Annotated in this window: 25 protein-coding genes; 18 read left to right on the top strand and 7 right to left on the bottom strand. The window is 75.8% G+C overall.

The features are described 5' to 3' along the window. Positions 1 to 126: 126 nt before the first annotated feature. Together IEZ20_RS11920 and IEZ20_RS11915 are read left to right on the top strand one after the other, a co-directional pair. Positions 127 to 2,142, top strand: a complete 2,016-nt coding sequence (locus IEZ20_RS11920; RefSeq protein WP_189297395.1) for an NADPH-dependent 2,4-dienoyl-CoA reductase — start codon at positions 127 to 129, stop codon at positions 2,140 to 2,142. Positions 2,143 to 2,182: 40 nt separating this feature from the next. Beyond that, positions 2,183 to 2,740 (top strand): PadR family transcriptional regulator, encoded by a 558-nt coding sequence (locus tag IEZ20_RS11915; RefSeq protein ID WP_189297393.1) that lies wholly within the window; start codon positions 2,183 to 2,185, stop codon positions 2,738 to 2,740. 1 nt (position 2,741) lies between these two features. Here IEZ20_RS11915 and IEZ20_RS11910 read toward each other — a convergent pair whose 3' ends face one another. Together IEZ20_RS11910 and IEZ20_RS11905 are read right to left on the bottom strand one after the other, a co-directional pair. Then, on the bottom strand, positions 2,742 to 3,290 hold the full coding sequence (locus IEZ20_RS11910; RefSeq protein WP_189297391.1) for a hypothetical protein: 549 nt from the start codon (positions 3,288 to 3,290) through the stop codon (positions 2,742 to 2,744). Positions 3,291 to 3,628: 338 nt separating this feature from the next. Further along, positions 3,629 to 4,603: a fibronectin type III domain-containing protein gene (locus tag IEZ20_RS11905; protein ID WP_189297389.1), complete on the bottom strand. Its 975-nt coding sequence runs from the start codon at positions 4,601 to 4,603 to the stop codon at positions 3,629 to 3,631. 416 nt (positions 4,604 to 5,019) lie between these two features. Here IEZ20_RS11905 and IEZ20_RS11900 point away from each other — a divergent pair, with 416 nt between their 5' ends. Further along, complete coding sequence (locus tag IEZ20_RS11900) at positions 5,020 to 5,721, top strand: glycoside hydrolase family 75 protein (protein WP_189297387.1); 702 nt, start codon at positions 5,020 to 5,022, stop codon at positions 5,719 to 5,721. Between the two features lie 165 nt (positions 5,722 to 5,886). On the opposite strand, the gene IEZ20_RS11895 is transcribed toward IEZ20_RS11900, so the two are convergent. The 3 genes from IEZ20_RS11895 to dhaK form a co-directional block, all read right to left on the bottom strand. Then, entirely contained in the window at positions 5,887 to 6,297 is a 411-nt protein-coding gene (locus tag IEZ20_RS11895) for a PTS-dependent dihydroxyacetone kinase phosphotransferase subunit DhaM (RefSeq protein WP_189297385.1), read from the bottom strand. Further along, a complete protein-coding gene (gene dhaL, locus IEZ20_RS11890) occupies positions 6,290 to 6,898 on the bottom strand; it encodes a dihydroxyacetone kinase subunit DhaL (RefSeq protein ID WP_189297383.1) in 609 nt (202 codons plus the stop codon). Before dhaL ends, IEZ20_RS11895 begins: the two co-directional genes overlap by 8 nt. A 66-nt stretch (positions 6,899 to 6,964) precedes the next feature. Then, the gene (dhaK, locus tag IEZ20_RS11885) at positions 6,965 to 7,957 is read right to left on the bottom strand and encodes a dihydroxyacetone kinase subunit DhaK (RefSeq protein ID WP_189297381.1); all 993 of its coding nucleotides are present in this window, start codon (positions 7,955 to 7,957) and stop codon (positions 6,965 to 6,967) included. A 339-nt stretch (positions 7,958 to 8,296) separates the two neighbouring features. Between dhaK and IEZ20_RS11880 the strand changes: the two genes are divergently transcribed. Further along, positions 8,297 to 8,716 (top strand): DUF3040 domain-containing protein, encoded by a 420-nt coding sequence (locus IEZ20_RS11880; RefSeq protein ID WP_189297379.1) that lies wholly within the window; start codon positions 8,297 to 8,299, stop codon positions 8,714 to 8,716. Between the two features lie 112 nt (positions 8,717 to 8,828). Here IEZ20_RS11880 and IEZ20_RS11875 read toward each other — a convergent pair whose 3' ends face one another. Then, on the bottom strand, positions 8,829 to 9,392 hold the full coding sequence (locus IEZ20_RS11875; protein ID WP_189297377.1) for a hemerythrin domain-containing protein: 564 nt from the start codon (positions 9,390 to 9,392) through the stop codon (positions 8,829 to 8,831). A gap of 100 nt (positions 9,393 to 9,492) precedes the next feature. Continuing rightward, a complete protein-coding gene (locus IEZ20_RS11870) occupies positions 9,493 to 10,386 on the bottom strand; it encodes a polysaccharide pyruvyl transferase family protein (RefSeq protein WP_189297375.1) in 894 nt (297 codons plus the stop codon). A 329-nt stretch (positions 10,387 to 10,715) separates the two neighbouring features. On the opposite strand from IEZ20_RS11870, the gene IEZ20_RS11865 reads away from it, so the two are divergent. The 14 genes from IEZ20_RS11865 (at position 10,716) to IEZ20_RS11800 (ending at position 25,877) form a co-directional block, all read left to right on the top strand. Beyond that, positions 10,716 to 11,720 carry an NAD-dependent epimerase/dehydratase family protein gene (locus IEZ20_RS11865; protein ID WP_189297373.1) on the top strand — a complete coding sequence of 335 codons (1,005 nt, stop codon included), beginning with the start codon at positions 10,716 to 10,718 and terminating at the stop codon, positions 11,718 to 11,720. A 39-nt stretch (positions 11,721 to 11,759) separates the two neighbouring features. Beyond that, the gene (locus IEZ20_RS11860; protein ID WP_189297371.1) at positions 11,760 to 13,394 is read left to right on the top strand and encodes a carbamoyltransferase family protein; all 1,635 of its coding nucleotides are present in this window, start codon (positions 11,760 to 11,762) and stop codon (positions 13,392 to 13,394) included. Further along, positions 13,391 to 14,386: a glycosyltransferase family 2 protein gene (locus tag IEZ20_RS11855; RefSeq protein WP_189297369.1), complete on the top strand. Its 996-nt coding sequence runs from the start codon at positions 13,391 to 13,393 to the stop codon at positions 14,384 to 14,386. Before IEZ20_RS11860 ends, IEZ20_RS11855 begins: the two co-directional genes overlap by 4 nt. Then, positions 14,383 to 15,012: a D-glycero-alpha-D-manno-heptose-1,7-bisphosphate 7-phosphatase gene (locus IEZ20_RS11850; RefSeq protein ID WP_189297367.1), complete on the top strand. Its 630-nt coding sequence runs from the start codon at positions 14,383 to 14,385 to the stop codon at positions 15,010 to 15,012. The genes IEZ20_RS11855 and IEZ20_RS11850 overlap by 4 nt, the downstream gene beginning before the upstream one ends. Continuing rightward, complete coding sequence (locus tag IEZ20_RS11845; RefSeq protein ID WP_189297365.1) at positions 15,009 to 16,019, top strand: glycosyltransferase family 9 protein; 1,011 nt, start codon at positions 15,009 to 15,011, stop codon at positions 16,017 to 16,019. The genes IEZ20_RS11850 and IEZ20_RS11845 overlap by 4 nt, the downstream gene beginning before the upstream one ends. After that, entirely contained in the window at positions 16,016 to 16,978 is a 963-nt protein-coding gene (locus IEZ20_RS11840) for a glycosyltransferase (RefSeq protein WP_189297363.1), read from the top strand. The genes IEZ20_RS11845 and IEZ20_RS11840 overlap by 4 nt, the downstream gene beginning before the upstream one ends. Continuing rightward, complete coding sequence (locus tag IEZ20_RS11835) at positions 16,975 to 18,207, top strand: glycosyltransferase (RefSeq protein ID WP_189297361.1); 1,233 nt, start codon at positions 16,975 to 16,977, stop codon at positions 18,205 to 18,207. The genes IEZ20_RS11840 and IEZ20_RS11835 overlap by 4 nt, the downstream gene beginning before the upstream one ends. Then, positions 18,204 to 18,965, top strand: coding sequence for a D-sedoheptulose-7-phosphate isomerase (locus IEZ20_RS11830; RefSeq protein ID WP_189297359.1), 762 nt, complete (start codon positions 18,204 to 18,206; stop codon positions 18,963 to 18,965). Before IEZ20_RS11835 ends, IEZ20_RS11830 begins: the two co-directional genes overlap by 4 nt. Positions 18,966 to 18,982: 17 nt before the next feature. After that, positions 18,983 to 20,404 (top strand): PfkB family carbohydrate kinase, encoded by a 1,422-nt coding sequence (locus IEZ20_RS11825; protein WP_189297805.1) that lies wholly within the window; start codon positions 18,983 to 18,985, stop codon positions 20,402 to 20,404. A 281-nt stretch (positions 20,405 to 20,685) separates the two neighbouring features. Next, complete coding sequence (locus IEZ20_RS11820; RefSeq protein WP_229896024.1) at positions 20,686 to 21,687, top strand: glycosyltransferase family 9 protein; 1,002 nt, start codon at positions 20,686 to 20,688, stop codon at positions 21,685 to 21,687. Further along, positions 21,677 to 22,681 carry a glycosyltransferase family 2 protein gene (locus IEZ20_RS11815; RefSeq protein WP_229896023.1) on the top strand — a complete coding sequence of 335 codons (1,005 nt, stop codon included), beginning with the start codon at positions 21,677 to 21,679 and terminating at the stop codon, positions 22,679 to 22,681. Before IEZ20_RS11820 ends, IEZ20_RS11815 begins: the two co-directional genes overlap by 11 nt. A 68-nt stretch (positions 22,682 to 22,749) precedes the next feature. Beyond that, a complete protein-coding gene (locus tag IEZ20_RS11810; RefSeq protein ID WP_189297357.1) occupies positions 22,750 to 23,682 on the top strand; it encodes a glycosyltransferase family 2 protein in 933 nt (310 codons plus the stop codon). A 235-nt stretch (positions 23,683 to 23,917) separates the two neighbouring features. Then, on the top strand, positions 23,918 to 24,271 hold the full coding sequence (locus IEZ20_RS11805; protein ID WP_229896022.1) for an STAS domain-containing protein: 354 nt from the start codon (positions 23,918 to 23,920) through the stop codon (positions 24,269 to 24,271). Positions 24,272 to 24,464: 193 nt separating this feature from the next. Continuing rightward, positions 24,465 to 25,877 carry an ANTAR domain-containing protein gene (locus IEZ20_RS11800; RefSeq protein WP_229896021.1) on the top strand — a complete coding sequence of 471 codons (1,413 nt, stop codon included), beginning with the start codon at positions 24,465 to 24,467 and terminating at the stop codon, positions 25,875 to 25,877. Positions 25,878 to 25,893 lie beyond the last annotated feature (16 nt).

The raw sequence follows: 25,893 nt of genomic DNA, 5'->3' as shown, positions 1-25,893 counted from the left end.
GTGGTGTACATACTAGTAGGTACAGAGTGGCGGGGTTCACTGCCGACCGCTTGTGCAACTAGTTGCATAAAGCGGGGGGCTTCCTCTACAACAAGAGGCGGACGACACCGCGCACGGAGGGCCCCCATGAGCCGATACCCGCACCTGATGACCCCGCTCGACCTGGGCTTCACCACGCTGCCCAACCGCGTGCTCATGGGCTCGATGCACGTCGGCCTGGAGGAGGCCGAGCGCGGCTTCGAGCGGATGGCGGCGTTCTACGCGGCCCGCGCGCGCGGGGGAGTGGGACTCATCGTCACCGGCGGCATCGCCCCCAACGACGAGGGGCGGCCGTACGAGGGCGGCGCCAGGCTCACCACCGAGGCGGAGGCCGAGCAGCACAAGGCGGTCACCGAGGCCGTGCACCGCGAGGGCGGCCGGATCGCCCTGCAGATCCTGCACTTCGGCCGGTACGCCTACCACCAGGACCTCGTCGCGCCGAGCCCCCTCCAGGCGCCGATCAGCCCCTTCGTGCCCCGCGAGCTGACCGAGGCCGACATCGAGCGCACCATCGGGGACTACGCCCGCGTCGCCCGCCTGGCCCGGCAGGCCGGCTACGACGGTGTGGAGATCATGGGCTCCGAGGGCTACCTGATCAACGAGTTCATCGCCGTGCAGACGAACCAGCGCACCGACCGCTGGGGCGGCTCGTACGAGAACCGGATGCGCTTCCCGGTCGAGATCGTCCGGCGGGTCCGCGAGGCCGTCGGCGAGGACTTCATCGTCATCTACCGGCTGTCCATGCTGGACCTGGTCCCCGGCGGCTCCTCGCTGGACGAGGTGATCACGCTCGGCAAGGCCGTCGAGGCCGCCGGAGCCACGATCATCAACACCGGCATCGGCTGGCACGAGGCCCGCATCCCCACCATCGCCACCTCCGTGCCGCGCGGCGCCTACACCTGGGTCACCAAGAAGCTCATGGGCGAGGTCTCCGTGCCCCTGGTGACCACCAACCGCATCAACACCCCGGAACTCGCCGAGCAGCTGCTGGCCGACGGCTGCGCGGACATGGTCTCCATGGCCCGCCCGATGCTCGCCGACCCCGACTTCGTCGCCAAGGCCGCCGCCGGCACCCCGGAGGCCATCAACACCTGCATCGGCTGCAACCAGGCCTGCCTCGACCACACCTTCAGCGGCCGGATCACCTCCTGCCTGGTCAACCCGCGCGCCTGCCACGAGACCGAGCTGGTCCTCGCGCCGACCCGGCTGAAGAAGCGCGTCGCCGTCGTCGGCGCCGGTCCGGCCGGACTCGCCTGCGCCGTCTCCGCCGCCGAACGCGGCCACGCCGTCACCCTGTTCGACGCGGGGAGCGAGATCGGCGGACAGCTCAACATCGCCCGCAGGGTGCCCGGCAAGCAGGAGTTCGACGAGACCCTGCGCTACTTCCGCCACCAGCTCGACGCCCACGGCGTCGACGTACGCCTGGACACCTGGGTGGAGGCCGGCGACCTGGAGGGCTACGACGAGGTCGTCGTCGCCACCGGCGTCACCCCGCGCACCCCGGACATCCCCGGCGTCGACCACCCCCGCGTCCTCGGCTACCTCGACGTCCTGCGCGACGGCGCCCCCGTCGGCGACCGCGTCGCCATCCTCGGCGCCGGCGGCATCGGCTTCGACGTCGCCGAGTTCCTCACCGACGGCGGCGACAAGGCGAGCGAGGACCCGCGGACCTACTTCCGCCACTGGGGCGTCGACATGGACTACCAGGCACCCGGCGGCCTCGCCGCCCCCGAGCGGCCCGCCCCGCCCCGCCAGATCCACCTGCTCCAGCGCAAGACCACCAAGGTCGGCGCCGGACTCGGCAAGACCACCGGCTGGATCCACCGCACCGAGCTGAAGCACCGGGGCGTGACCATGGTGCCGGGCGTGCGCTACGACCGGATCGACGACGCCGGCCTGCACATCACCGTCGGCGAGGAGAGCACCGTCCTGGACGTCGACACCGTGGTCCTCTGCACCGGTCAGGAGCCGCGCCGCGGCCTGTACGAGGAGCTGGTCGCCGCCGGCCGCAGCGCGCACCTGATCGGGGGCGCCGACGTCGCCGCCGAACTGGACGCCAAGCGCGCCATCCAGCAGGGCACCGAGCTGGCGGCGGCCCTGTAGGCACCGCGGGGGCCGCGGACGCGGTCCCTAGGATGAGCCCATGTCACTCCCGCACGCGATCCTCACCGCCCTGCTGGAAAAGCCCTCGTCGGGGCTGGAGCTGACCCGCCGGTTCGACAAGTCGATCGGCTACTTCTGGTCGGCGACGCACCAGCAGATCTACCGCGAGCTGGGGAAGCTGGAGGCCGAGGGCCTCATCCGCGTGCTGCCGTCCGCCCAGCCGGCCCGCGGGCAGAAGAAGAGCTACGAGGTCCTGCCCGCGGGCCGCGCCGAACTGGCCCGCTGGACCGCCGCCGCGCAGGACCCCAAGATCCTCCGGGACCCGCTCCTGCTCCGGCTGCGCGCGGCGGCCGTGGTCGGCACCGCGGGCCTGGAGGCCGACCTCCGCCGCCATCTCCAGCTGCACCGGCGGCAGCTGGCCGAGTACCAGGAGATCGAGGAGCGCGACTTCCCGCCGGAACGGGACACCCCCGAGGACCGGCTGCGCCACCTGGTCCTGCGGGCCGGCATCGACCTGGAGACCTTCTGGACCCAGTGGCTCACGCACGCCCTGGCGGAGTTCGCGGAACTGCCCGGCCGGGAGCGGGAACAGGGCTGACTCAGAGCCGGTACGGCTTCGAGCGGCGGCGCAGCACCCAGGCGGTGGCCACGATCCCGGCGCCGACCAGGGCGCCGCCGACGCCCATGGTCAGCGGGCCGTAGTCGCGGGCCGCACCGCCGAGACCGCCCATCACGCCGCGCGGCGGAGCGGGGCTGGACGTCGAGGAGATCGTGGGCCTCGCGGGGCTCGCGGGCGCGGAGACGATCACCGACTGGCTGCCCGCGGTGGCGCCGCTGGAGCAGACCACGACCACGGTGTACGTCCCCGGGCTCACCGACGACCAGGCGGCGGACTGGCTGACGGAGGTGCCGGACAGGGCCACCTGCCGGCCCTGGGCGAAGTTCGCCTGCCGGCTCGTGAGCAGCGCCGCGGTGCCCCAGCTGCCGTTGATCTGGGTGCACGCGCTGGTGACCACCGAGACCGTGGAGCCGGTGGTGCTGACCGAGATGCCCGAGACCGCGGCGGACGGCCCGGCCAGCGCGGCCGGGAGCGCGGCGGCGGCCGCCAGGGTCAGGCCGGAGCGGAGCAGAAGTCGCGAGTTGTCCATGGGCTGGCCTCCGGCGGCACGGTTGGCGGTACGTCCCATGCGCCGCCGAGGGTCGGAAACGTCCGTGCTGCCTCAACCGCAGCCAACGCGGCCCCGGACCCGCGCGCACGCGGGGTGGACCCGGTCGGGTGACGGGTTCCGCCGGCCGGCGCACCGGGGCACGGCGCACCCGCGCGGCAGCGCGTCGCGGACCGATCCGCCGACGAGGGCGGGCGAGAAGCCGGCCTCCCGCCTCCCGGTCTCCCGGAATCGGCGGGCGAGGCCGTCGGCGGCGTCGGTCCACCACTCGGCCGCACCACTCGGCCGCAGAGCTCGGTCGCACAGCTCGGCCGTGCCGGTCAGCCGCCCGTGGTCACGGTCCGCTCCGCCGACCAGCCGCCCCAGGTGCCGTCCGGCAGCCGCGCCCGCAGCCGTACCCGGTGTTCCTCACCGGCGGCCGTGCCCACGTAGAAGCTGTTCCGGGCCCGGCCGCTCGGCGGTGTGCCGCCCCAGACCAGCGAGGTGACCGCGGTGCCGTCCAGCTGGATCTGGTACTCGGTGATCACGCCGTCCGTGCGCGGCGGGTCCCAGGCGAGGTCGACGGAGAAGGCGCCGCCGGAGCGGTGGGTGGCGGCGGTGAAGGCGGTGGGCGCGGTGCTGCGGCCGTCGTCGCTGCCCGGTGTGGCGAGGCGGACCGGCGCGCCGGCGGGGGAGAGGTTGTCGGCGGCGTCCCGGGCCCGGACCGTGAAGACGTACCGGCTGCCGGGGCGCAGTCCGGTGACGACGGTGGCGGTCTGGTTCCCGCCGACGCTGTGGATCTTCACCCCGCCCTGGTAGACGTCGTACGACACCACCCCCCGGTCGTCCCGGGACGCGCCCCAGCTCAGCTGGGCCGCGCGGCTGCTCACGGCCCGCCCGGCGGTCGGCCCCGGCCGGGACGGTGCCGACCGGTCCGCCGCCGTCGCGGCCGGTGTCCGCGCCCGCACCGCGCGGCTCGGCGGGCCCAGCCGGCCCTCGGTGCCCCGCGCCCGCACGGTGAAGGCGTACATGGTCGACGGCCTGAGCCTGGTGACGTCCACCATGTGCCGGGAAGACGGTACTTCGGCCACTTTTGTGGTGCCGCGATAGACCTCGTAGCCACGGACCCCGGAAGACCCCGGGGCCGCGTTCCACATCACGTGCACGCTCGTGGAACTGCCCGCCGCGGCGGTCACCCCGGCCGGAGCCCCGGGTGCCCGGCCCTCGCCGCCGTCGTCGGCCCGGCTCCAGCCGCAGGCCGTCACCAGCAGCAGCGATCCGCAGACCAGCGCGAGCGGGACGGGAACGCGTCGCACGGCTGTGCCTCCTGGACGGCCTCGGCAGCACGTAAAGGTCCGGACCAATATGGCCCGACGGGTGGGTCCACAGCAAGGGGCCGTGTTGGTGACCATCGCCGGACCTTACGTATGCTGAACCTCCCTACGGCTGAACTACCCGAGAGGGCAGGGAAGTTCATGCCTGTGGCGCGGACACGCTGTCGTCGCCGATCCCGCGCCGGCGCGGGTGGCCGGGGGGTCCGGGCGGGTACGGCCGGACCCCCGGCCCCTGTTGTCCCCACGCGACCCGCCATGTGGGCTTATCCGTCCCCTTACGGGGTGTCAGCCGCGTGCTCCATCCGGCCCCTTGGCGGCGGCCCCCGTGGCCGGGCGCCCGGACCGGCACCACAGTGTGCTGCACGTTCGCCTTGTCCCCGACGAGAGGGTCCCTCATCGTGCGTGTCCCGTCGCTGACCCTGGCCGCGGCCGGCGCCGTCCTGATCGCCCCGACGGCGCTGCCCGGCCCCGCCACCGCCGTCCCGCCCCGCGAGCGGCCCGTGGCCCGAGACGACGGTGCGGTCACCGCCGCCGACCTGCTGGCCCGGACCGGCACGTGCACCCGGCTCTCCCGGGGCCGTTACCGCACCGACGCCGGCAGCCCCGCGACCGTTCCCGTGTGCGGCACCCGCGACGCCGTCTTCTGGAAGGCCGACCTGGACATCGACTGCGACGGCCGGCCCAGCGCCCGCTGCAACCGCCGCACCGACCCGGTGTTCGCCGCCACCACCGCCTTCCAGCAGTCCGACGGCAGGCACCTCAGCGCCGAGAACCTGCCCTACATCGTGGTCCCGCCGCCGAGCCGCCGCTGGAACCCCCGCGCTCACGGCGTACGGGGAGGCTCCGTCGCCGCCGTCCTCTACCGCGGCCGGGTGCAGTACGCGGTCGTCGGCGACACCGGTCCCCGGGACGTCATCGGCGAGGCCTCCTACGCCACCGCCCGCGGCCTCGGCATCCCCGCCGACCCGCGCGAGGGCGGGGCGCCCTCGGGCGTGACCTACATCGTCTTCCGGAACTCCCGGGTCAGCCCCATCGAGGACCACGCGGCGGCGGTCGCGGAGGGACGGCGCCTGGCACGGCTCTTCGTCGCCAAGCACTGACCAGCCCGGGCCCGGGGCCCTGTCGCACCGTGCGGGAGCGCTGTGCGGCCCCGGGACCGTGACCCACTGTGCGGGAGCGTTGTGCGGGCCCAGGGCCGTGTCCCACCGTGCGGCCCCGGGCCCCTGGCCCACCGTGCGGCAGCGCTGCGCGGCCCCCGGGCCCCGTCACACCTTCCGGTAGCCGTACGCCTCCGTCGCCGCGGCCTCCACCGCGTCCAGATCCCCGCCCGCGGCGGCGGTGACCACCGCGGCCACCGCCCCCTCCACGAACGGCGCGTCCAGCAGGCGCGTGCCGTCCGGGAGTTCGTCGCCCTCGGCGAGCAGCGCCTTCACGGTGAGCACCGCGCTGCCCAGATCGGTGAGGACCGCCACCCCGGCCCCCCGGTCCACCGAGGCCGCCGCCGCCGAGACCAGTTCGGCACTGGTGCCGAGCCCGCCGCCCTCGACGCCGCCCGCCGGGGCCACCGGCACCGCGGCGGCCCCGCCCGCCAGCCCCTTGGCCAGCTCGGCGACCGAGGCGGCCACCTCCGCGCTGTGCGACACCAGCACGATCCCGACCCGCTTCTCCTCACTCACCGTCCGCCTCCGCCGTGTCGGCCAGCGCGGCGATCAGCAGTGCGGACGAGGTCGCCCCCGGATCCTGGTGGCCGATGCTGCGCTCGCCCAGATAGCTCGCCCGTCCCTTGCGGGCCTGCAACGGCGTGGTGGCCACCGCACCCTCCTCCGCCGCGGCCCGCGCGGCGGCGAATCCGCTCCCGAGCGCTTCCACGGCCGGCACCAGGGCGTCGATCATCGTCTTGTCGCCGGGCGCGGCCCCGCCGAGCTTCATCACCCCGTCCACGCCGGCGCGCAGCGCCTCGGCCAGCTGCTCCCCGCCGACCTCCGCGGCGTCGCCGAGCGCCTTGCCGGTCCGGCGCAGCAGGGTGCCGTACAGCGGGCCGGACGCACCCCCGACCGTCGAGATCAACTGCCGCCCGGCCAGGGTCAGGACGGCCCCCGGGGTGTCCGGCGCCTCCTTCTCCAGGGCGGCCGTCACGGCCCGGAACCCGCGCTGCAGATTGCTGCCGTGGTCGGCGTCCCCGATGGCCGAGTCGAGAGCGGTGAGCCGGTCCGCCTCGCGGTCGACGGACGCGGCGGCCGTCGTCATCCAACGGCGGAAGAAATCGGCGTCGAGCACTGGATCTCCTTGCGTGGTAGGGCCGTTGACCATGCCACCGGGCCGGTGGCCGCCTGCTCCGCCGGATCACATCCCCCAGCGCAGCGCCGGGGTCTTCACCGGCGCGTCCCACAGCCGCAGCAGTTCCTCGTCCGCCTGGCACAGCGTCACCGACGCACCCGCCATGTCCAGGGAGGTGACGTAGTTGCCGACGAGGGTGCGGGCCACGGCGACACCGCGTTCCCGGAGCACCCGCTGCACCTCGGCGTTGAAGCCGTACAGCTCCAGCAGCGGCGTCGCGCCCATGCCGTTGACCAGCACCAGGACCGGGCCGCGCGGCGGCATGTCCTCCAGGATCGCGTTCACCGCGAAGTCGGCGATCTCCCCGGACGTCATCATCGGCCGCCGCTCCCGGCCCGGCTCGCCGTGGATGCCGATGCCCAGCTCCAGCTCGCCGTCCGGCAGATCGAAGGTCGGGCTGCCCTTCGCCGGGGTCGTACAGGCGCTCAGGGCCACACCGAAGCTGCGGGAGTTGTCGTTGACCTGCCGGCCGATCGCCTCCACCCGCTCCAGCGGCTGCCCCTCGGCCGCGGCGGCGCCCGCGATCTTCTCCACGAAGAGCGTCGCGCCGGTGCCGCGCCGGCCCGCCGTGTAGAGGCTGTCGGTCACCGCGACGTCGTCGTTCACGAGCACCTTGGCGACCTGGATGCCCTCGTCCTCGGCCAGTTCGGCCGCCATGTCGAAGTTCAGCACGTCGCCGGTGTAGTTCTTCACCACGAACAGCACACCCGCGCCGCTGTCCACGGCCGCCGCGGCGCGCGCCATCTGGTCCGGCACCGGCGAGGTGAACACCTCCCCGGGGCAGGCGGCGGAGAGCATCCCGGGACCCACGAACCCGCCGTGCAGCGGCTCGTGTCCGGAACCGCCGCCCGACACGAGCCCCACCTGCCCGGCCACGGGGGCGTCCCGGCGGACGATCACCCGGTTCTCCACGTCCACGTTCAGGTCCGGGTACGCGGCCGCCAGCCCGCGCAGCGCGTCCGCCACGACGGTCTCCGGCACGTTGATCAGCATCCTCATCGGTGTCTCCTCGTGGGCTGAGCACTAGGAATCGTTGACTGCGGGTCGAGGCGGGTCGCGGCGGTGCGTCAGGTACTGCCGGCCGCCCCGTGGAGGCGGTCCCCTGACGCGGTCTACTGGCAGTATCGACCTTGCGGCGGCGAAGGTCACGTGTGTCCGCCCCGACGAGCGCCGGAAGGGACCGGGAACCGGAGCCGTCCCCCACGTGCCTGCCGATCCCGGCACCGGCCCTGCGCCGGCGAAGGCCATGTGCGTCGCACGCTTCCGTCCGGGCCGGCCGGGGAACTCGGTGGCCGGGAACCCTTCGGGCCGCCGACCGGCGGAGGAGGTGCCGTTGCCGTGGACGACTGGGAGATCTGGGAGAAGCCCGACGAGGTACGGCTGTCACTGCGCGAGCGGCTCGTGCTGGCGCGGATCGAGGCCGGTCTGCGCCAGGACCGGCGGTTCGCGCACCGGATGGGCCGTACCCGCCGGATGGGCTGGAGGGGCCGTATGCGCCGGATGGGCCGTACACGCCGCGGCGGCCGGACACGCCGTACCGGCCGCGCGCGCCGGGAGGTGTGGCTGCCGGCGGCGGTGCTGCTGCTGACGGTCGCGTCGGTGTTCGTCGCCGTCATGGGCATCCGCACGTCGGACCCCGCGCTGCTGTGGTGCTTCGCGCTGTTGTGGCCGCTGACCCTGCTCCAGGCCTTCCGGCTGCTGTGCCGCGCGGCCCGCGCCCGCTCCGGCCACGGCTCCCGGCTCACGCCGTGGCTCTGACCCGCACACGGCCCGGCCCACCCGGTCCCACAGCCGGCGAAGGAACCAGCCGCGGAAGAACGTGAAAAAGGGGCCGGGCACGTGCCCGGCCCCGGGGGAGTGCCCCGTCGGATCAGCTCTCCTTGCCGCGCCCCGACAGCATGTCGCGCATCCGGTCGACCAGCCCGGCTCCCGGTGCCAGCAGCTTGTTGGCCGGGGGAGTGTCCGGGGCCGACGGGTGCGGACGGGTCGGGGCCATCTTCTTCGCCCGGCGGACCTTGTCACCCAGGTCCATCAGCGCGTCCGGCGGACACGCCGCCTCCATCCGCGGGAAGAGGTTCTGCTCCTCGTCCGCCACATGGGAGCGGATCTCGCTCATCAGCTGCATCATGAGCGTGTCGAAGCGCGGATCGTCCGCCTGGCAGCCCTCCAGGTCCTTCATGATCTGCTCGGCCTTGGAGTGGTCCTCGATCTCCTTGTCGGCCAAGGCGTCCCCGCCCGTCAGATGCCGGCGCACCGCCGGGTACAGGTAGGCCTCCTCCGCCACCGAGTGCCGGACCAGCTCCATCGTGGCCTGGTCGCAGAGGGTCTTGCGCTCCGCGGAGCCGGACGGCAGCGCCTCGATGCGGCCGAAGATCTCCTCGACCTCGCGGTGGTCGGTGGTCAGCTCCTGGATGACGTTTCCGCCGTGGCCCATGCTCGTTACCTCCTGCGTGAAACGCGGCGGCCCGTGGACGGCCGGCCGTCGCCGCGCCGAGTGCCCCGGGCGCGGCGCGCTACACGGCCCGCCGGGCCCGTCAGCCCATCGAGTGGCAGGCGGCGGCCGTCCGGCCCGTCTCCGACAGTGCCCACTCCCACCACCGGTCCAGAATCTCGCGGGTCAGCGCGTCCGCCGCCACCAGCGCCGGCCAGTCCAGGGCGCGGGCCTGCGCGCTGACCTTGGCACCGCCCGCGACCGGGTCGACGGCGATCACCGGGGTGCCGGTGCGCAGCGCCAGCACCAGACCGTGCAGCCGGGTGGTGACGACCACGTCGAAGCGGGCGACCAGGGCGAGGAACTGCTCGGCGGTGGCGCACAGCCGCCAGTCGTCGGTGGCCAGCCGGGTGTCGGCCGGCACGCGCACACAGTCCTTGCCGGCCAGCCAGCCGGTGATCCGGTCGCTCACCTCCGTGTGCCGCCGTCGCTCCCCGTACTCGCCCTGGCCGTGGGTCAGCACCACCCCGGCCACCGGAGGCGGCGGGCCCGCCGGCGCTCCGCCCGCCAGGTCCCGCCGGGCCGGGGCGCCGGTGCCGTCGCGGGCGACGACCGTGTGGAAGCCGGTGGCCGCGGGGTCCGCCGGGTCGACCACCGAGACCCCGGCCGCGAGTCGTCTGCAGAACCTGAACCTGTCATGGAGGGCGGCCACTTGGGGTCCGTGCACCGGACCGCACACGAAGAGCAGCGTGTCGTACGCGCCCGGGTCGGCCGCCTCCAGGGACAGGGCGCCGGGCCGGAAACCGGGGCTCCACGCCGTGTCGTGCGGGATACCGGACCGGGTCAGCGCGGCCGACATGTGCGCCTGCGCGAGCACGTCCCCGGCCGTCGCCTCCCCGTCGTGGAAGCTGAACCAGCCGGTGAGCAGCAGCCGCCGCGGGGACCGGCCGGACCCCCGCAGCGCGCGCAGCGCGGCATCCGCGACCTCGTCGTGCATGAGCTTCACCACCGTGGTCACCGGTGCGCAGGAGTCGCGCGAGTACCCCTGATTCCGGAGAATAAGAATCCAACGTGTGAAACCAACTGGCACGGGAACCCAGCTGCCAGTGCCGTCCAGCCAGCGGCGGCCCACCCAGGGCGGTCCTCCTGATCAGTGGGGACCCGAGCCCTGTCCTCTCCCTCTCCCACGGGCCGACGACGTCGCGCCCGTCGACGCGACACGCGCCGAACACCCGCCCACAGCCCCTCCCACCTGGGGAGCGAGGCGCTCGGGGGCCGCGCACCGACGCGGACGACGTGGACGAAGGACGACGAAGGAACAGCCCCATGACTGGTGACACACCGTTCTCCTGGCGGCGCGCCCTCGTGACCGGCGGCGCCGGATTCCTCGGCTCCCACCTGTGCGAGCGCCTGCTGGATTCAGGGGTCGAAGTCGACTGCGCCGACAACCTGGCCTGCGGGCGCCGCGAGAACATCGCCCACCTGGAGGACCGGCCCGGTTTCCGCTACGTCCACTGCGACCTGTGCGCGCCCGACTGCACCGAGCGCCTGCCGGGCCCGTACGACCTGGTCCTGCACTTCGCCTGTCCGGCCTCGCCCGCCGACTACCTGCGGATGCCGCTGCAGACCCTGGACGTGGGCAGCCTCGGCACCCGCAACGCCCTGGCGATCACCGAACGCGACGGCGCCCGCCTGCTGCTCGCCTCCACCTCCGAGGTGTACGGCGATCCGCTGGTGCACCCGCAGCACGAGGGCTACTGGGGCAACGTGAACCCGGTCGGGCCGCGCAGCGTGTACGACGAGTCCAAGCGGTTCGCCGAGGCCCTGGTGACCGCGCACACGGGCACCCACGGCACGAACGCCGGGATAGTGCGGCTGTTCAACACCTACGGCCCGCGGATGCGGGCCCACGACGGCCGCGCGGTGCCCACCTTCATCTGCCAGGCCCTCGCCGGCGAGCCGCTCACGGTGACCGGCGACGGCAGCCAGACCCGCTCCCTGTGCTACGTGGACGACACCGTCGAGGGCATCCTGCGGGTGGCCGAGAGCCGGTCCGTACGGCCGGTGAACATCGGCGGCAGCGACGAGATCACCATGGCGGACCTGGCCCGCCGGATCGTCGCCCTGACCGGTTCCCGCTCCCCGATCGCGTTCGTCGACCGGCCCGTCGACGACCCCGGCCGCCGCCGCCCCGACACCACCCTCGCGCGCGAGCTGCTCGGCTGGTCGCCGCAGGTGCCGTGGGAGGAGGGCCTGAAGCAGACGATCGCCTACTTCGCCGCCCTGCCCCCACAGCCGGCCCCGCCCGCGGAGGAACCCGCCCGGTCCTGACCCGACCCCCTCGCCCTTCCCCGGCCCTGGAGACAGCGCATGCACGTCCTCGGAATCAACGCACTCTTCCACGACCCCGCCGCCGCCCTGATCACCGACGGCCGGATCGTGGCGGCGGCGGAGGAGGAGCGTTTCTCCCGCCGCAAGCACGGCAAACGGCCCGTTCCGTTCTCCGCCTGGGAGCTGCCGGAGCAGTCCGCCCGCTGGTGCCTGGAGCAGGCCGGACTCACCCCGGCCGACCTCGACGCCGTCGCCTACTCCTACGACCCCGCGCTCGCCCGCCCCGCCGAGGAGATGGGCCTGCACGACCCCTGGGACCACCTGCGCCAGCAGTACGCCCGCGAGGCCCCGGACTTCCTCGCCGAGGCGCTGCCCGGACTCGACCCGGCGAAGGTGAGGTTCGTCCCGCACCACGTCGCGCACGCCGCCTCCGCCGGGCCCGTCTCGCCGTATCCCGACTGCGCCGTCCTCGTCCTGGACGGCCGCGGAGAGTGCGGCTCCCACCTGGCCGGCCGCTACACCAACCGCGAACTGACCGTCCTCGGCACCCAGCGGCTGCCGGACTCCCTCGGCCTGTTCTACGAGGACCTCACCCACCACCTCGGATTCCTGCGCAGCAGCGACGAGTTCAAGGTGATGGCCCTCGCCTCCTACGGCACCCCGCGCTTCGCCGGCCGGCTGCGGGAGTACGTCCACGCCGGCGGGGAGTGGGGTTTCCGGGCCCGCCCGGTGCCCTGGGCCGACCTGGTCCCGCCCCGCCCGGCCGGCGGTGCCTTCGGCCAGGACCACGCCGACCTCGCCGCCAGTGCCCAGCTGTGCCTGGAGGAGACGATGCTGGCCCTCGCCCGCCGGCTGCACGAGGCGACCGGTGAGGACGCGCTCACCATGGCCGGCGGTGTCGCCCTGAACTGCGTGGCCAACACCCGGCTGTGGCGCGAGAGCGGCTTCCGGCACGTGTGGGTGCAGCCCGCCGCCGGCGACGCCGGCACGGCCCTCGGCGCGGCGGCCCACGTCGCCGGAGAGAAGGACACCCTGGAGCCGATGCCGACGGCCGCGCTCGGCCGCGGCTGGAGCGACGCCGAACTGCGGGCGTGGCTGGAGCGGGCGGCCGTACCGTACGAGGAGCCCGCCGACATCGCCGAGACGGCCGCCCGGACGCTGGCCGACGACGGGATCGTGGCCTGGTTCCAGGGACGCAGCGAGTACGGGCCGCGGGCGCTCGGGCACCGGTCGCTGCTCGCCCACCCCGGCAGGGCGGAGAACCTGGAGCGGCTCAACGCGGTCAAGGGGCGCGAGGAGTTCCGGCCGGTGGCGCCCATGGTGCTCGCCGAACGCGCGGCCGAGATCTTCGACGGGCCGCTGCCCAGCCCGCACATGCTGTTCGTGCACGACGTGGCCGCCGACTGGAAGACCCGCATCCCGGCCGTCGTGCACGTCGACGGCACGGCCCGCATCCAGACCGTGGACCGCGCCCAGGAGCCCCTGGTGGCCCGGATGATCGAGGGCTTCGAACGACGCACCGGGCTGCCGGTGGTCGTCAACACCAGCCTCAACACCGCCGGGCGGCCCATGGTCGACGACCCGCGCGACGCCCTGGAGTGCTTCGGCTCGGCCCCCGTGGACCTGCTGGTGCTCGGGCCGTTCGCGATCCGCCGTGGGAAGGCGTTCGCATGAGCGACGCACCCGCCTACACCGTCGTCGTCCCGACGATCGGCCGCCCCTGCCTCGCCGAGTGCCTGCGCGCGCTCGCCGCGGCCGAAGGCCATCCGCCCCACGAGGTGGTCGTCGTGGACGACCGGCCCGCACCCGACGGCCACCTGACGCTGGAGACGGCCGGGCAACTGCTCGACCGGGTGCGCACCCTGCGCACCGGCGGCCGGGGCCCGGCCGCCGCCCGCAACGCCGGGTGGCGGACCGTCCGCACCCCGTGGACGGTGTTCCTCGACGACGACGTCCAGGTGCTGCCGGACTGGTCCCGGCGGCTCGCCCAGGACCTCAGGGAGGCCGGCCCCGACGTCGGCGGCGTCCAGGGCCGGCTGCGGGTCCCCCTGCCCCTGGACCGCCGGCCCACCGACTGGGAACGCACCACCAAGGGCCTGGAGAACGCCGCCTGGGCCACCGCCGACATGGCCTACCGCACCGAGGCGCTCAAGCGCACCGGCGGCTTCGACGAACGCTTCCCCCGGGCCTTCCGCGAGGACGCCGACCTCGCGCTGCGCGTGCAGCGGGCCGGCTGGTCCCTGACCCGGGGCACCCGGATCACCCGGCACCCCGTCCGCCCCGCCCACTGGTGGGCCTCGCTGCCCGCGCAGCGCGGCAACGCCGACGACGCGCTGATGAACCGGCTGCACGGCCGCGACTGGTGGGACCGCGCCCAGGCACCCCGCGGCCGCCTGCCCCGCCACCTGGCGGTCACCGGCGCCGCACTCGCCGCGGCCGGCTGCGCCCTCACCGGGCGGCGCCGCGCCGCGACCGCCTGCGCCGCCCTGTGGAGCCTCGGCACCGCCGAGTTCGCCCTCGCCCGGATCCTGCCCGGCCCCCGCACCGCCCGCGAGATCGCCGGGATGCTCGGCACCAGTGTGCTCATCCCGCCGCTCGCCGTCCGGCACTGGCTGCGCGGAGTCGTCCGCCACCGGCACGCCGAGCCCCTGGGAGGCACCGCGTGAGCAGGCTGTCCGCCGTCCTCTTCGACCGCGACGGCACCCTCGTCGCCGATGTGCCCTACAACGGCGACCCCGACCGGGTCCGGCTGCTGCCGGGCGCCGCCGCGGCCGTCGCGCTGGCCCGGGCCCACGGCCTGGCCACCGGCGTCGTCAGCAACCAGTCCGGCATCGGCCGGGGGCTGCTCACCACCGACCAGGTGCACCGCGTCAACCAGCGCGCCGACGAACTGCTCGGCGGGCTGGACACCTGGCTGTTCTGCCCGCACGCCCCCGACGCCGGCTGCGCCTGCCGCAAACCGCGCCCCGGCCTGATCCACCGGGCCGCCGCCCGGCTCGGCGTACCGCCGGCCGAGTGCCTGGTGATCGGCGACATCGCCGCCGACGTCCTGGCCGCCCGCGCGGCCGGCGCCCGCGGCGTCCTGGTCCCCAACGCGGCCACCGCCCCCGAGGAGGTACGCCGCTTCGCCACGGAATCGGCCCCCGACGCCCTGACCGCGGTCCGCGCGGCCCTGTTCGAGGCGGGCTTCCCGGCGGTCGGGCGAGCACCCGCACCGGACACGGCGGTCCCCGCGCGCACCCCGTCACCCGTGCCCCGGGCCGCCCGCTCCGCGGGGAGGCGGTCGGGATGAGGTCGCTCGTGGTGCGGTTGGACAGTTTCGGCGACGTGTTGCTGGCCGGGCCCGCCGTGCGTGCCGTCGCCGCCCGCTCCTCCCGTCTCACGATGCTGTGCGGCCCCCGGGGCGCGGATGCCGCACGGCTGTTGCCCGGCGTGGACGAGGTGCTCGTGTGGGAGGCCCCGTGGGAGGGGTTCGACCCGCCCGACGTGGTCCCGGCGGACATCGACGCACTGGTCGGGCGGCTGCGGGCCGGTGCCTACGACGCCGCGCTCGTCCTCACCTCCTTCCACCAGAGCCCGCTGCCCACCGCGCTGCTGCTCCGGCTCGCCGGTGTCCGCAGGATCGGCGCCGACAGCGTCGACCACCCCGGCCGGCTCCTCGACGTACGCCACCGGCGCCTCCCGGGACGGCACGAGGCCGAGGCGGCGCTGGACACCGCCGCCGCCCTGGGCTTCCCGGCCCCGCCGGGGGACGACGGCCGGCTGCGCGTGCTGCCGCCCCCGGACACCAGCGGCCTCACCGGCCGCGGCCCCTACGTCGTCCTCCACCCCGGTGCCACCGCCCCCGCGCGCGCCTGGAGCCCGCGCCGCTGCGCCGAGGCGGTCGCGCTGCTCGCCGACGCCGGGCACCGGGTCGTCGTCACCGGCGGCCCCGGCGAGACGGACCTCACCCGGCGGGTCGGCGGCGGCCTGGCCGTGGACCTCGGCGGCCGGACCTCCCCCCGGACCCTCGCCGGGGTGCTGCGCCTGGCCGACGTCGTGATCAGCGCCAACACCGGCCCCGCCCACCTCGCCGCCGCCGTCGGCACCCCGGTCGTCTCGCTCTTCGCGCCCGTCGTACCGGCGGAGCGCTGGGCGCCGTACGGCGTCCCCGTCATCCTGCTCGGCGACCAGTCGGCGCCGTGCGCGGACACCCGGGCCCTCACCTGTCCGGTCCCCGGCCACCCCTGCCTGGACGAGGTCACCGGACAGGACGTGGTGCGCGCGGTGCACAAGCTCATCCAGGAGCGGCAGTCATGAACATCCTCGTCTGGCACGTGCACGGATCCTGGCTCACCGCCTTCGTGCAGGGCCCGCACACCTACCTGGTCCCGGTCACCGAGGACCGCGGACCCGACGGCCTCGGCCGGGCCGTCAGCTGGGACTGGCCGGCGTCGGTCGAGGAACGCACGCCCCGGCAGCTGTGGGACTCCGACATCGACCTGATGGTGCTGCAGCGCCCGCACGAACTCGACCTGGCCCTGCGCTGGACCGGCCGCCGCCCCGGCGTGGACGTGCCCGCCGTGTACGTCGAGCACAACAGCCCCGACCAGTCGCCCGAGCGGCAACTCCACCCGCTGGCCGGGCAGTCGGCGATCCCCGTCGTCCACGTCACCCACTTCAACCGGCTGATGTGGGACAGCGGCCAGGCCCCGACCGAGGTCGTCGAGCACGGCATCATCGACCCCGGCCCGCTGTGGACCGGCACCGAGCGGCGCGCGGCCGTCGTGGTCAACGAGCCCGTGCGCAGGGGCCGTACCACCGGAACCGACCTGCTGCCCCGGTTCTCCCGCTCCGCGCCCCTGGACGTCTTCGGGATGCGCACGGAGGGCCTCGCCGAACACCTCGGCCTGCCCCCCGAACGCTGCCGCGCCCGGGACCTGCCGCAGCACGAACTGCACCGGGAGATGGCCCGCTGCCGGGTCTATCTGCACCCCGTGCGCTGGACCTCGCTCGGTCTGTCCCTGCTGGAAGCCATGTTCCTGGGCATGCCCGTGGTCGCCCTGGACACCACGGAGGTCCGCGAGGCGATACCCGACGGCGCCGGAGTGGTCTCGAACCGCCTCGACGTCCTGGAGGACGCCGTACGGACCTTCCTCGCCGAACCCGGGCAGGCCCGCCGCACCGGCGCGGCCGCCCGGGCCGCGGCCCAGGCCCGCTACGGAGAACGGCGCTTCCTCGACGACTGGGAGCGCCTGATCAAGGAGGTCACCCGATGAGCCGCATTCCGCACACCGCCGGGCGCGTCGCCATGGTCTCCGAGCACGCCAGCCCGCTGGCCGCGCTCGGCGGACCGGACGCGGGCGGCCAGAACGTGTACGTGGCACAGGTCGCCCGGCAGCTCGCCAGAAGGGGATACCGCGTCACGGTGTACACCCGGCGGGACTCGGCGGGCCTGCCGGACCGGGTGACCCTCATCGACGGCGTGCAGGTGGTGCACGTGCCCGCCGGACCGCCCGCACCCGTCCCCAAGGACGAACTCCTGCCCCACATGACCGAGTTCGGGCGCTTCCTGGCCCGGCAGTGGGCCCAGAACCCGCCCGACGTGGTGCACGCCCACTTCTGGATGTCCGGCCTCGCCGCCCTCGCCGGCGCCCGCGACCTCGGCATCCCCGTCGTGCAGACCTACCACGCGCTCGGCACGGTGAAGAAGCGCTACCAGGGCGCCGCCGACACCAGCCCCCCGCAGCGCCTCGCCGTCGAGGAGGCCATCGGCCACGAGTGCGCCAGGATCATCGCCACCTGCAGCGACGAGGTGGCCGAACTGAAGGCCATGGGGCTGCCGGAGGACCGGATCAGCGTCGTGCCGTGCGGGGTGGACCCCGACCAGTTCGCACCGGCCGGCCGCACCCGCCCGCCCGGCGCCCGCAGGCGGCTGCTCGCCGTCGGCCGGCTCGTGCCCCGCAAGGGCTTCGACCGCGCCGTCCGCGCCCTGGCCGGCGTCCCCGACGCCGAACTCCTCGTCGCCGGCGGCCCCGAGGCCGACCTCCTCGGCACCGACCCCGAGGCCGCCCGCCTCTACGCCATCGCCGGCGAGTACGGCGTCCTGGACCGGGTCACCCTGCTCGGCGGGGTCAGCCGCGCCCGGATGCCCCGGCTGATGTCCAGCGCCGACCTGGTGCTGTCGCTGCCGCTGTACGAGCCCTTCGGCATCGTCCCGCTGGAGGCCATGGCCTGCGCCACGCCGGTCGTGGCCACCGCCGTCGGCGGCCAGCTCGACACGGTCGTGGACGGCACCACGGGCGTCCTGGTACCGGCCGACGACGACTACGACCTCGGCGCGGTCGTCCGCGCGCTGCTCGCCGACCCCGACCGGCTCGCCCGGTACGGAACCGCCGGCCGCTCCCGGGTGCTGAACCACTACACCTGGGACCGGGTGGCCGACGGGGTGGCCGGGGTGTACGGCGCCGTGTCCTCGATCCGCTCGCTCTCGGGAGTCGTCCGATGAACACCGCCACCGGCACCACGCACTGCGACGACCTCGCCAAGGCCCTGGAGGCCTTCCGCGAGCACGGCCCGCTCCTCGAACGCTGGGGCACCGAACTCGCCCGGCGGCTCGGCTCGGGCGCCCGGCTCCTCGTCGCCGGCAACGGCGGCAGCGCCGCCCAGGCACAGCACCTCACCGCCGAACTCGTGGGCCGCTACCGCGACGACCGGCCGCCGTTCTCCGCGGTCGCCCTGCACGCCGACACCTCCTCCACCACCGCGATCGCCAACGACTACGGCGTCCAGGAGGTGTTCGCCCGGCAGACCGCCGCCCACGGCCGCCCCGGAGACGTACTGCTGCTGCTGTCCACCAGCGGAGCCAGCGCCAACCTGCTGACCGCCGCCGACGCCGCGCACCGGCTCGGCATGACGGTGTGGGCGCTGACCGGGCGGGCCCCCAACCCGCTGCAGCTCGGCGCGGACGACGCGCTGTGCGCCGACGCCCCCGTCGCCGCCACCGTGCAGGAACTGCACCTGGTCGCCGTGCACATGCTCTGTGAAGCCTTCGACCAGGCGGTCGAGCGCGGCGAGGCCGGCCACCGGGCCCCCGGCCACGGCATCGACGGCAAGCCCGCGGCCGACGGCCGGCCGGGTGCCGCCAGCCGGCCGGATGCCGACGGACGGCCGGGTGTCGTCGGCCGGCTCGTCGGCCGCGCCCGCACCGTCGGCCGTACCCCCGCGCCCGGCGCGCCGGTGGCCCCCAGGAAGGGACACGCATGACCGCCTCGCAGACACGCATGACCGCCTCGCAGACACCCCTGGTCGTCGTGGGCGACGCCCTGCTCGACCACGACCTGTGCGGCCGGGCCGAGCGGCTGGCCCCGGACGCGCCCGTCCCCGTCGTCCACGGCACCCGGCGCAGTTCCCGCCCGGGCGGCGCCGCCCTCGCCGCCTGCCTCGCGGCCGCCGACGGACGCCCCGTCACGCTGGTCACCGCGCTCGGCTCCGACACCGCCAGCGACACCCTGCGGGAGCTGCTGGCCGGCCGGGTCGGGCTGGTCGAGGTGCCGCTGGAGGGAACCCTCAGCAGCAAGACCCGCGTCCTCGCCGGGGACCGGCCGCTGCTCCGCCTCGACGACGGCGAGGGCCGCGCCCGCGAGGCCACCCAGGAGGCGGTGTCCACGGTCGCGGCGGCCGCCGGCGTCCTCGTCGCCGACTACGGCCGCGGCACCGCCGACGTGCTGCGGGACGCCCTGGCGCACACGGCGGCCCCCGTCGTCTGGGACCCGCACGTGCGCGGCCGGCCCCCCGTCCCCGGCGTCCGCCTGGCCACCCCCTCCGCCCAGGAGGCCCGCGTCTTCGCCCGGCGACTCGACGGCACCGCGTCCGGCGACGCGGCCGGACTGCGCACCGCCGCCCAGGACGCCCGCGCCCTGGTCCGGGCCTGGCAGGCCCAGGCCGTCGCGGTCACCCTCGGCGAGCGCGGCGCCCTGCTCTCCCACGGCGAGACCCCGCTGCTGGTGCCGACCCCGGCCGCCGCCACCGGCGACCCGTGCGGCGCCGGCGACCGGTTCGCCGCCGCAGCAGCGGGCCTGCTCGCCGACGGCGCCCTCACGGAGGCCGCGGTCCAGGCCGCCGTGCACGCCGCCACCCGGTACGTCGCCGAGGGCGGCGCCCGCGCGGTCGCCGTCCCGGACCAGCCGGAGACGGCCGCGGAACCGTCGGCCGACGGCGACACCACCGGGGACGCCGTGCGCACCGCCGCCCGGGTCCGCGCCGCGGGCGGCACCGTCGTCGCCGCGGGCGGCTGCTTCGACCTGCTGCACGCCGGGCACGTCGCCCTGCTCCAGGCCGCGCGCCGGGCCGGCGACTGCCTCGTCGTGTGCGTCAACTCCGACGACTCGGTACGCCGCCGCAAGGGCGACGGCCGGCCCCTCGTCCCGGCCGCCGACCGGGTGCGGGTGCTGCGCGCCCTGGAGTGCGTGGACGCCGTCGCCGTGTTCGACGAGGACACCCCCGAACGCATCCTCGGCGAACTCCGCCCGCACATCTGGGCCAAGGGCGGCGACTACGCCCGGACCCAGCTGCCCGAACAGCCCCTGGTGGAGAGCTGGGGCGGCCAGGTCCTGCTGCTGCCCTACCTGGACGGCCGCTCCACCACAGGACTCGCCCGCCGCGCGGCCCTGGCCCCGAGCCCCGCGGGAGGACGGCCCAGGTGACGACGCGACGTTCCTGCCGGACCCCGCCGAGGCACGGGCACGGCTCCGCGCGGGCCCCCGGCCCCGGCCCCCGGCCCCGGCCACCGGACGGCCGCACCCCGCACACCGGCCGACACGCCCCGCCTCCGACCCACGGTTCCGCTGTGCACTCACGCCGCGGACACGGCCGCCGGGCGCCGGCACGGCCGGATCCGGTGGGGCCGGATCCGGTGGGGCACGGTGCCGCTCCTTCCTCCCACCCCCGTACAGCTCCCACCCCCATCCAGCGGAGGTCCCCCTCGGTGACCACTGACCGCTCCCCGAGCCCCCCTTGCGTGCTCGTCCTGCGCGCGCTGGGCCTGGGCGACCTGCTGGCCGGTGTGCCCGCGCTGCGCGGCATCCGCCGGGCCTTTCCCGGGCACCGGGTCGTCCTCGCCCAGCCGCCGGGCCTCGCCGAACTCGCCCTGGCCAGCGGGGCGGTCGACGCCGTGTTCCCGGCCGAGGCACCGGGCCGCGCGGTGCCGGACCTCGCCCACTGGCCCGGCCCGCCCCCCGACGTCGCCGTCGACCTGCACGGCAACGGCCCCGAGAGCCGGGACGCCCTGGCGGCGCTGTCCCCGCGCCGGCTGCTCGCCCACGCCTGCCCGGACGGCCCGCCGTGGCGGGCCACCGACAACGAACGGGACCGCTGGTGCGCCTTCCTGCACGGCTACGGCATCCCGGCCGACCCCCTGGACCTGCGGCTGCCCCCGCCCGCCACGCCGTCCCCGGCCCCGGGCGCGGTCGTCGTGCACCCCGGCGCGGCCTCGGGCTCCCGGCGGTGGCCGGGGGAGCGGTTCGCCGCCGTCGTACGGTGCCTGCGCGCCGCCGGTCACCGCGTGGTCCTCACCGGCGGCCCCGGCGAGGACGCCCTGGTCCGTTCCGTCGCCGAACGCAGCGGCCGGCCCGGCGGCGACGTCCTCACCGGCGGCCTGCCGTTCGGGCAGCTGTCCGCGCTGGTCACCGGCGCGTCCCTGGTGCTCAGCGGTGACACCGGCCTCGCCCATCTCGCGGTGGCCCACGGCACCCGCACCGTCACCCTGTTCGGGCCGGTCTCCCCGCGCCTGTGGGGGCCGCCCCCGAGCCCGGACCACGTCGCCCTGTGGAAGCCCGGCCCGCCCGGCGACCCGCACGGCCGCACCCCCGACCCCCGCCTGCTGCGCATCCGTACCGGCGAGGTCGCCGCGGCCTGCCTCATGCTCCTGCGCGACGGACGTGGCCGTCAGCGGCAGCCCCGACCCGAGGTGGCGACGCATGTCCACTGAGCACGCCCCCGGCCGCGTCCTCCGGCCCGCCGGCCCGGGAGACCCCCGCGTCACCGTCGCCGTGATCACCCGTGACCGCAGTGCCAGCCTGCTGCGCACCCTGGACGTGCTGGCCGCGCTGCCCGAGCGGCCACCGGTCATCGTGGTCGACAACTCCCGCGACGACACCACCTCCCGGGCCGTCGCCGGCCACCCGGCGATCGCCCGGCTGCTGAGGCCCGCCGCCAACACCGGTGCCCTCGGCCGCAACCTGGCCGTGCGGCACGCCCGCACGCCCTACGTCGCCTTCAGCGACGACGACTCCTGGTGGGAGCCCGGCAGCCTGCGCCGGGCCGCCGACCTGCTCGACCGGTACCCGCGGCTCGGCCTGCTCGCCGCCCGCACCCTGGTCGGCGAGCAGGCCGCCGAGGACCCCCTCAACGCCGTGCTCGCCGCCTCCCCGCTGCCGCCCGAGCCGGACCTGCCCGGCCGCCCGGTGCTCGGCTTCCTCGGCTGCGCCTGCGTGGTCCGCCGCGAGGCCTTCCTGAGCGCCGGCGGCTACCACCCGCTGCTCTTCTTCGGCGGCGAGGAGACCCTGCTCGCCTACGACCTGGCCGCCGCCGGCTGGGGCGTCGCCTACGAGCCGTCCCTGGCCGCCTGCCACCACCCCGAGGACCACGGCCGCACCGGCCGCTCCTTCCTCGTCCGGCGCAACCACGTGCTCACCACCTGCCTGCGCCGCCCCTGGCCGGTCGCCCTGCGCGCCTTCGGCGATCTCGCCGCCGCCGCGGCGGCCGGCCGCCCCGGCGCCCGCCGCGCCCTCAGGGAGACCGTCGCCCGGTTCCCGGCCGCCCTCGCCCGCCGCCGCACTCTGCCCCCGCACGTCGAACACGCCGCCCGCCTGCTCGACCGGGACGCGGCCGGCCGCCTGGAGGGAGACACCGCCCGAGCACCGGGAACGCCGACAGACGCCGCAAGGAAGGAGGTGCCGTGCGATGACCCGGACGTGCCCTGACGATCCGTGGGGAGGTAGCGCGCGATGACCCGGACGTGCCCTGACGACCCGCAGGCAGGTGCCGCACGATGATCCCGACCGCCACCGAACCCCGTACCCGTACCGGCCCCGACGCCCGTACGACCGTCGTCGTGATCACCCACAACCGCCGCGACGAACTGCTGCGCACCCTCGCCCTGCTGCGCCGGCTGCCCGAACGCCCGCGCGTGATCGTCACCGACAACGCCTCCACCGACGGCACCGCCGAAGCGGTCGCCCGGGACTTCCCCGAGACGACCCTGCTGCGCCCGGGCCGCAACCTCGGCGCCATCGGCCGCAACCTGGCCGTCCAGCGGGTGCGCACGCCCTACGTCGCGTTCTGCGACGACGACACCTGGTGGGAGCCCGGCAGCCTGCGCCGCGCCGCCGACCTGCTGGACGCCCGGCCCCGGCTCGCGGGCGTCACCGCGCGGATCGTGGTGGAACCGGACGGCACCGAGGACCCGGTCGTGCGCGAGCTGCGCGAGTCCCCGCTGTCCGGCCCCGACTGGCTCCCCGGCCCCGCCCTCGGCTCCTTCCTCGCCGCCGCCACCGTCCTGCGCACCGAGGCCTTCCGGGCCGGCGGCGGCTTCCACCCGGGTCTCTGGCTCGGCGGCGAGGAGGAACTGCTCGCCTGCGACCTGCTGCGCCAGGGCTGGTGGCTCGCCTACGCCGAGGACCTCACCGTCCACCATCACGCCTCCCGGCTGCGCGACGGCACGGCCCGCCGCGTCCTCGGCCTGCGCAACACCCTGTGGTTCACCTGGCTGCGCCGGCCGCTGCTGCCGGCGCTGCGCCGCACCGGCCACCTCATCCGGACCGTGCCCCGGGACGCGGCCTCCGCCCGCGCGTTCGCCCGTGCCGCCGCCGGACTGCCGTGGGTGCTGCGCCAGCGCGACCCCGTACCGCCGGAGCTGGAGCGCCGGCTCGCCGCGCTGGAACGCGCCCGCAGGGACTCACCCGCACGGCGGTACGTCGGCTGACCGGGCCCGCGCCACGACACGCCCTGGAGGCGTCGTTGCATCGGGCATCCGGGCGAGGGCACAGTGAGGTCCCGGTCAAGAAGCGGCCGGCCGAGATCCTCCCGCCCCGCGCCCAGGAAGCCCGTGCCCCATGGAAATCGGTCAGCCGTCCCCGTCCCCTTCCTCTTCCCCGGCCTCTCCGCCTTCCCCCTCCCGCGTCCGCCCCGGCGGCCCCGCCCCGCTGCTTCTGCAGACCGTGCACGAGCACCGCACCGGCCTCGGCGGCATCAGCGTCCTGAAGGCCCGCGGCACGGTCGACGCCGCCAACGCCGGACGCTTCGCCGAGGCCCTCGCCGACCACCTCCTCCACGCCGGCCAGGCCGGAGAACACGCCTTGCTGGACCTGAGCGAGGTGTACCTGGCCTGCGCCGACGCGGTCCGCTCCCTGGAGCGGGCGACCGGGCTCCTCGCCCGCTCCGGTCGCGCCCTGCCCGTCGTACAGCCCCGCCCGCACGTGCGGGAGGCCCTGGCCAGGGCCGGTGTGCCGGGGATCCGGCTGCACGCCTCCCTGCCGGCCGCCCTGGACGCCCTGGCCGCGCTGCCCGGATAGCCGACCCGCCGCCCGGCCCACGGCCCGCTGCCTCCCCGGCCCGCCGCCCGCCACCGGGACCCGCCCACGGATCGCTGCGCCTCCGGCGCGCCGCGCCGTGCGGTTGAGGGCCGGGGATCTACCGTGCAATGTGGTGCAAAGGCCGGGAAGAGGCCGATCGAGTTCTTTTGGGACGTCCCGTCTGGGTGATGCGATGAAACCTTCTTCCGGCCGCCCGGCCGCACCGGCACCCCTCGTCATCGAGTCCTCCGTGGTCGAGGGACTGCCCGCCGAAGGCGCCCTGCTGCTGCGCATGGCGGGCAGCCTCGACGCCGCCGGCGCCGAAGCCTGGTCGGAGGAGCTGCGCGGTCACCTGGAACAGGCCGACCGCGCCGGACTGCGCCCCGTGCTCGACATGGCGCACGTCCAGCTCGGCGGCGCCGCCGTGCTCCGCACGCTCAGCGAGACGACCCGGGCGCGCGCCGGACGCCCGGACCTGATCATCGTCCGCGCCCGGCCCGGCGTACGCGAGGCGGTGCACCTGGCCCGGCTGGAGGGCGTCCGGTTGTACGCCACCCTGGACGAGGCCCTGCGCGAGCTGGCCCGCGCCGCCGCCCGGGTCGAGGAGCTGCCCGCCTGGCGCTCCCAGATGGCGGACCCGCTGCGGCCCTCGTACGAGGACCTGCACAAGGAGGTCCGCGCGCTGCGCGCCCGCGTGCGGACCGCGCCGGTGATCGGCATGGCGCAGGGTGCGCTCATGGTCCGCTACGGCCTGCCGGACGCCGGCAGCGCCTTCCGGGTGCTGCGCGAGGCCTCGCAGCGCTTCAACGTGCCGCTGCGGGTCCTCGTCTCCGCCGTGGTGGTGGCCCGGCCCCCGGACGGCGAGGTGTGGTTCCCGGGCCGCCGCTCCCTGCCCGTGCCCCAGCTGCGGATCCTGGCCCGGGGCGGCCGGGACCCGCGCTGCCGGCGGCAGATGATCGACGCCGTCGTGCACGAGGCGCTGGCCGTCGGTCGGGCCCCCGCCGGGTACGTGCAGTTGGTGGACCCGGCCGTGAACGCCCTGATGCTGGAGACCCACCACGGCTGTGCGGACGTGTTCCTCGACCACCTCGTGCGCGGGCGCGGCGAGGGTACGGCCGACGCGGCGGCCCGCGTCGGGGGCCGCCAGGTCGGCGTGCCCGACGTCGCCGCCGACCCCCGGCTCTCCGACGACTGCCGGCGCGCCCTGCTGGCCACCGGCACCCACGCCGTGCGGAGCGTCCCCGTCCTCTCCGCCGCCGGCTCCTGCACCGGTGTGATCACCCTGCACTGGCCCGACGCCGGCCACCGGCCGACCTCCGCGCAGACCGAGGCGCTCGCCCTGCTGGCCACGGAGACCTCGGCCTGGCTGAGCTGGTACCACCGCTCCGTGCTCCTGGACGCCCTGGAACACCTCCACCGGACCCTGATCCGCCCCGCGCCCCGAGCCGGTCCGCAGGCGGGTGCGTCAGGCGTGCCGCCCTGGGAACCCGGACCCGCACGGAACACGCACCACGGGAAGGGAGTCCGGCGCATGTCCAATCCGCAGCAGCCCGACAGCGGCGCAGTGACAAGGGCGGCGCCACACCGCAGGACAGCGGCGAGCTGAAGGCCCGCCAGACCGA

It is taken from the genome of Streptomyces cinerochromogenes (assembly GCF_014648635.1).
Taxonomy (GTDB): Bacteria; Actinomycetota; Actinomycetes; order Streptomycetales; family Streptomycetaceae; genus Streptomyces; species Streptomyces cinerochromogenes.
This window is presented reverse-complemented; position numbering and strand designations above follow the sequence as displayed.

Excerpts from the sequence above, each read along its gene's own strand:
- IEZ20_RS11920 (WP_189297395.1), top strand. The coding sequence starts at position 127 with ATGAGCCGATACCCGCACCTGATGACCCCGCTCGACCTGGGCTTCACC.
- IEZ20_RS11915 (WP_189297393.1), top strand. The coding sequence starts at position 2,183 with ATGTCACTCCCGCACGCGATCCTCACCGCCCTGCTGGAAAAGCCCTCG.
- IEZ20_RS11910 (WP_189297391.1), bottom strand. The coding sequence starts at position 3,290 with ATGGACAACTCGCGACTTCTGCTCCGCTCCGGCCTGACCCTGGCGGCC.
- dhaK (WP_189297381.1), bottom strand. The coding sequence starts at position 7,957 with ATGAGGATGCTGATCAACGTGCCGGAGACCGTCGTGGCGGACGCGCTG.
- IEZ20_RS11875 (WP_189297377.1), bottom strand. The coding sequence starts at position 9,392 with ATGGGCCACGGCGGAAACGTCATCCAGGAGCTGACCACCGACCACCGC.
- IEZ20_RS11870 (WP_189297375.1), bottom strand. The coding sequence starts at position 10,386 with ATGCACGACGAGGTCGCGGATGCCGCGCTGCGCGCGCTGCGGGGGTCC.
- IEZ20_RS11865 (WP_189297373.1), top strand. The coding sequence starts at position 10,716 with ATGACTGGTGACACACCGTTCTCCTGGCGGCGCGCCCTCGTGACCGGC.
- IEZ20_RS11860 (WP_189297371.1), top strand. The coding sequence starts at position 11,760 with ATGCACGTCCTCGGAATCAACGCACTCTTCCACGACCCCGCCGCCGCC.
- IEZ20_RS11855 (WP_189297369.1), top strand. The coding sequence starts at position 13,391 with ATGAGCGACGCACCCGCCTACACCGTCGTCGTCCCGACGATCGGCCGC.
- IEZ20_RS11845 (WP_189297365.1), top strand. The coding sequence starts at position 15,009 with ATGAGGTCGCTCGTGGTGCGGTTGGACAGTTTCGGCGACGTGTTGCTG.
- IEZ20_RS11840 (WP_189297363.1), top strand. The coding sequence starts at position 16,016 with ATGAACATCCTCGTCTGGCACGTGCACGGATCCTGGCTCACCGCCTTC.
- IEZ20_RS11835 (WP_189297361.1), top strand. The coding sequence starts at position 16,975 with ATGAGCCGCATTCCGCACACCGCCGGGCGCGTCGCCATGGTCTCCGAG.
- IEZ20_RS11830 (WP_189297359.1), top strand. The coding sequence starts at position 18,204 with ATGAACACCGCCACCGGCACCACGCACTGCGACGACCTCGCCAAGGCC.
- IEZ20_RS11825 (WP_189297805.1), top strand. The coding sequence starts at position 18,983 with ATGACCGCCTCGCAGACACCCCTGGTCGTCGTGGGCGACGCCCTGCTC.
- IEZ20_RS11815 (WP_229896023.1), top strand. The coding sequence starts at position 21,677 with ATGTCCACTGAGCACGCCCCCGGCCGCGTCCTCCGGCCCGCCGGCCCG.
- IEZ20_RS11810 (WP_189297357.1), top strand. The coding sequence starts at position 22,750 with ATGATCCCGACCGCCACCGAACCCCGTACCCGTACCGGCCCCGACGCC.
- IEZ20_RS11800 (WP_229896021.1), top strand. The coding sequence starts at position 24,465 with ATGAAACCTTCTTCCGGCCGCCCGGCCGCACCGGCACCCCTCGTCATC.